Here is a 4,232-nt window from a genome sequence, read left to right as displayed (position 1 = left end):
CCGGCGGCACGCAGTTGACAGACTTTCCCGATAGGCACGCGTATCGATTTCGTCCGCCGTGCGCGGCAGTGGACAATCCCCCTGCGGCCGGTTATCAACGCCGCCATCGAACCACACGTGCTCCTGGGCGACGGCATCGATGCTCCGGCGGAACTCTTCATCTGCGACAAGGTCTGCCGGATTTTGCGCCACGATCACACAGCGCTCACAAACCTGCCGAATTGCTGCGCCGATCGAACCGACCCAGGCGATCATTTCGGATCTTGCGTCCACCCCAGCACGAAGGGCAGCTTCTGTCACGAGTTCGTCTTCGTACGCCGCCACCCAATCCAGATACACACCATCGTAGCCCATGTCGAGAATCTGACGCAATAGTCCGTCTTCCCCCATCCAGATCGATTGCCATTCGTCATGCCAGAAGGCCACCGGGAAGTCGTCCGCCCAACCATCCGGATCGTCCCCGAGAATCCAATCCGGATCGCCAATCCGCCAATCATCATTCCAATACGTGCGGAAGGATTCCGCTTCGGCGATGTCGATGTAGGCGAGCACCAGCTTCGGATGCGAAGCACCATGCAGGCGTTCGATCACCTGCGCCATAGGAAAGTCCTCGCGATCGATCTCGGAGGGGACGTAATCGAGCACCACCATGTCGTACCGGGACGCGGCAATCTGCTGCAGAAGGTCCGCATCGAGTTCGCTGTCGAGCAAATAGAGCCAATGCTTCACGGCCGCCAATCCGATCTCTTCACCCGGCGAAACTGTCGTCTGCGATGGACGGGTCGTGGTTCTAGCTTTAATCACTTCATTGGGAGTGAACAGCGTAACGGGATGCGTCAAATCTCCTCCCTGCGAACAGCCGACTACTACGGCCAAGAAAAGGGCAACGATCAGGAAGGGATAGGGGCAGCGAGTTCGAAACGTTTTCACGGTCACCTGCCTTTGATACACAATCCGGGAAGTTCACGCAAGTCGTGGAGAAACTCAGATATTGATTGGTATAATTCCATACCTGGCCAAGCCCGTTTCTGTCGTCGTGCTGTTGGTAGTCAACTCATCAGGGTGGATTTTTTCCCTAACGGAGAAAACCAAGCACTCATGCGACCATTTCGCCGTCTGACTGCAATCGTAGATGAATATCCCAGGAACTTCTGGACGCTCGTCGGCGCCTCCTTTATCGATCACGTTGGCGGGGCGCTGCTTTTCCCATTCTTCACGCTCTACCTCACGAGTAAATTCAACATCGGGATGACAACCGTTGGTCTGATTTTCTTGATTTTTACAGTTTCCGGCATGATCGGCAGCACGTTCGGAGGCGCATCCGGGTGCTGTTATTATCGGACTGCTATCCGATGTGGGTGGTCCTGCTCGACAAGCCATGGTCGCAGACCTGCTTCCGGAAGAACAACGGGCGGACGGATTTGGAATCCTGCGCGTGACTTTGAACCTGGCGGTAACGATCGGTCCGGCCATCGGTGGCCTGTTGGCTGCCCAATCCTACATGCTGCTATTCATCTCCGACGCTGTAACCAGCATAATAACCGCCGTCATTATCTTCCTGATTCTCCCCGAGACACGTCCGGTAGGTCCGGCAGGAGAGACAAAAGAGAGTATGCTCGTGACCTTTGCCGGATACGGTAAAGTGATACGAGATCGTTTCTTCATGGTGTTTATTGGCGCCTCGATCTTAATGGTGATCGTCTATTCCCAAATGAACAGCACCCTCGGTGTCTACCTGCGTGATATCCATTCAGTACCCGAACAGGGTTTTGGATATATTTTGAGTCTGAATGCAGCAATGGTGGTGATATTCCAATTCGCCATCACACGTCGTATCACGAAATATCCACCCATGATCATTCTGGCGGTAGGCAGCGTGCTCTATTCGATCGGGTTCGCCATGTATGGTTGGGTTTCGAACTATAGTTTGTTCTTACTCGCCATGGTCATCATCACGGTCGGTGAAATGCTGCAGGTGCCCGTGTCGCAAGCGCTCGTAGCGAGGATCGCTCCGGAGGACATGCGCGGTCGCTACATGGCAGTTTTCGGCTTGAGTTGGGCAATTCCGTTTGCGATCGGCCCCCTACTGGCGGGATTAATCATGGATTACGGAGATCCGCATTGGGTTTGGTTTGGTGCAGGAATCGTTGGAATGCTGGCCACCACCATCTTCGTTTTACTGCAGCGCGGTGAAGAAACGCTCCCCGAATCGGAACCGTCAACTGCCTGATTTACTAATAATCTTCATAATCAGATCTCAGTATTTTGGATACACACCTTTTCATTATCGCTGCGGATGCACGTTTTCCAGTGATACCCGCAGCATGAATGATGATTTTCTCCGTGCAACATGAAACAATTCACTATCTTTCATCTAAAAGGTCACATATTCTGTACCTGTATTTGGGCAGAAAACCCGCCGATGATGTAAGATAACGTCCGCCGTGAAGTCCGAGTGCGTCTTACCCACATCCAAGGAGGGGTAATGGCACAGAATCGACGCCGCATCGCCGTCGGAGTCATGCTTCTCGTCGCGATCGTCTCCTTTGTCGTCATCCTGGCTCCGAAAAAAGCAGCCGCCGCACTGTTCGATCCAACCCCCGTAACTCCCGCAACATCAGACACCGAACTGACACTCGTGCACGAAGCCGTTCCGCCGGCACCCGAGGAAGACACCTGTCAGCACTGCCATCTGGCCGGGTCGATCGAAAATATTTGGACCCCGGCATGGCGCTGGCTGGTCTTTTCCGTTATGGGTGTGGTTTTCGTTTACGGCTCCTACCGCATGGGAAGCGCCTGGGTCACCCGCAGACCCTGGATACCTCTCACGACCCGGGCTGCTGAATGGATCGACGAGCGTTTCCATATCATCGAACCGCTGCGCAAGATGCTCTCGAAACCGGTCCCCATCTTCGCCACGCGCTGGATGTACTGCCTGGGTGGAATCACGTTCATGCTCCTGGCGATACAGGGTATCACGGGTGTGCTGCTCGCTATGTATTACAAACCCACTCCGGACGAAGCCTACGCCAGCATTCAATTCATCGAAAATGAAGTCCGCTTTGGCTCCGCGATCCGCGCCATTCATCATTGGGCCGCCAACGGAACCATCATCATGGTCGTTGCCCATCTACTGCGTGTCTTCATCACCGGCGCCTTCAAACCCCCGCGCGAGTTGAACTGGGTCACCGGTATTTTTCTCTTCGTGCTCACCCTCGGATTCGGCTTCACCGGTTATCTGCTGCCCTGGGATCAGCGGGCCTTTTGGGCGACGACCGTTGGCACCGGGGCTTGCTGTCGGCTTTATGATCGATGAACGGCCAGAGTGCAAGGATGAAAACCGCTGCGAAGGGCAGGAGTGCCCCGGTGCTCTTGGGTACGTACTTCAGGATATGGGAGAGCGTATGACAGACAACGAAGTCCCCCAAGAAGAGAAGACGATCCCGTTTTTCCCGAACCATCTGCTTACCGAAGCCCGGGTCGCAGTATTGATCCTGTTCATCGTGATCGGCATCGGCATCTATGCGCTACATTCACCCGTCGGCTTGGGCGATCCCGCCGACCCGATGAACACGCCCGCACACACGAAGCCGGAGTGGTACTTCTTGTTCCTGTACCAAATCCTGAAGTACGTACCCAAGAGCACCGGGGCACTCCTGCCCTTCGCAGCGGTTTTCATCCTTGCACTCTGGCCGTTCATCGATCATAAAGCCGACAGCAAGCCCGCTCGCCGGAATCGATTTATATTGGCGGTTCTAATCATCGCCGCAGTGGTCGCTCTCACACTGATCGGCGAGTTTAGTTGATCGCAGACGTATGGATAACGAGCCGTTAGGAAAGTATGCCCTGGAGAAGAACATGACCGCTGAAAAGCCATCGTTGACCCGACGCAGCTTCCTCAAACTGCTCAACCGCGTGTTCGTCGCCACGGGCCTCAGCGCGCTGCTGGCGCCGGTTGTGGCCTATTTCTGGCCCACAGAACTGGAAGAAATCCCTTCCGAACCGAAAGCCATTGGCGGTGTCGGTTCGATCGCACCTGGCGAAGCCGTGACCATCCCATTCGGGCGTTATCCGGCTCTGGTGATCAACGTCCCCGATCGAGGCATCGTAGCTTACTCCGCGGTGTGCACGCATTTCGCCTGTATCGTTAAATGGAATCCCGAAAGCGGCCGAATCGAATGTCCCTGCCACGACGGATACTTCGATCCCCGCGACGGCACCGTGATCTCCGG

6 protein-coding genes are annotated in these 4,232 nt (G+C 55.2%); 4 read left to right on the top strand and 2 right to left on the bottom strand.

The genetic code is table 11. The features are described 5' to 3' along the window. Both P8Z34_17215 and P8Z34_17210 read right to left on the bottom strand, forming a co-directional pair. Positions 1-930 (bottom strand): endo alpha-1,4 polygalactosaminidase (locus P8Z34_17215; GenBank protein MEJ2552414.1); only part of this gene is annotated, 930 nt, incomplete at its 3' end. Positions 931-984: 54 nt separating this feature from the next. Further along, a complete protein-coding gene (locus P8Z34_17210) occupies positions 985-1,380 on the bottom strand; it encodes a hypothetical protein (protein ID MEJ2552413.1) in 396 nt (131 codons plus the stop codon). Between P8Z34_17210 and P8Z34_17205 the strand changes: the two genes are divergently transcribed. The 4 genes from P8Z34_17205 to P8Z34_17190 form a co-directional block, all read left to right on the top strand. Beyond that, positions 1,379-2,230, top strand: coding sequence for an MFS transporter (locus P8Z34_17205; GenBank protein ID MEJ2552412.1), 852 nt, complete (start codon positions 1,379-1,381; stop codon positions 2,228-2,230). The genes P8Z34_17210 and P8Z34_17205 overlap by 2 nt on opposite strands. A gap of 255 nt (positions 2,231-2,485) precedes the next feature. After that, positions 2,486-3,316: a cytochrome b N-terminal domain-containing protein gene (locus P8Z34_17200; GenBank protein MEJ2552411.1), complete on the top strand. Its 831-nt coding sequence runs from the start codon at positions 2,486-2,488 to the stop codon at positions 3,314-3,316. An 88-nt stretch (positions 3,317-3,404) separates the two neighbouring features. Further along, complete coding sequence (locus P8Z34_17195; protein MEJ2552410.1) at positions 3,405-3,806, top strand: hypothetical protein; 402 nt, start codon at positions 3,405-3,407, stop codon at positions 3,804-3,806. Positions 3,807-3,858: 52 nt separating this feature from the next. Next, positions 3,859-4,232, top strand: a 374-nt coding sequence (locus P8Z34_17190; GenBank protein MEJ2552409.1) for a Rieske 2Fe-2S domain-containing protein, incomplete at its 3' end; no start/stop codon positions are given.

This window comes from Anaerolineales bacterium (genome assembly GCA_037382465.1).
GTDB lineage: Bacteria > Chloroflexota > Anaerolineae > Anaerolineales > E44-bin32 > WVZH01.
Note: the sequence above shows the minus strand (reverse complement) of the source record. Positions and strands in the feature narration are given on the sequence as shown.

What these genes read in the sequence shown, in the direction of transcription:
- P8Z34_17210 (MEJ2552413.1), bottom strand. Translation starts at nt 1,380, where the DNA reads ATGGCTTGTCGAGCAGGACCACCCACATCGGATAGCAGTCCGATAATA.
- P8Z34_17195 (MEJ2552410.1), top strand. Translation starts at nt 3,405, where the DNA reads ATGACAGACAACGAAGTCCCCCAAGAAGAGAAGACGATCCCGTTTTTC.
- P8Z34_17200 (MEJ2552411.1), top strand. Translation starts at nt 2,486, where the DNA reads ATGGCACAGAATCGACGCCGCATCGCCGTCGGAGTCATGCTTCTCGTC.
- P8Z34_17205 (MEJ2552412.1), top strand. Translation starts at nt 1,379, where the DNA reads ATGGTCGCAGACCTGCTTCCGGAAGAACAACGGGCGGACGGATTTGGA.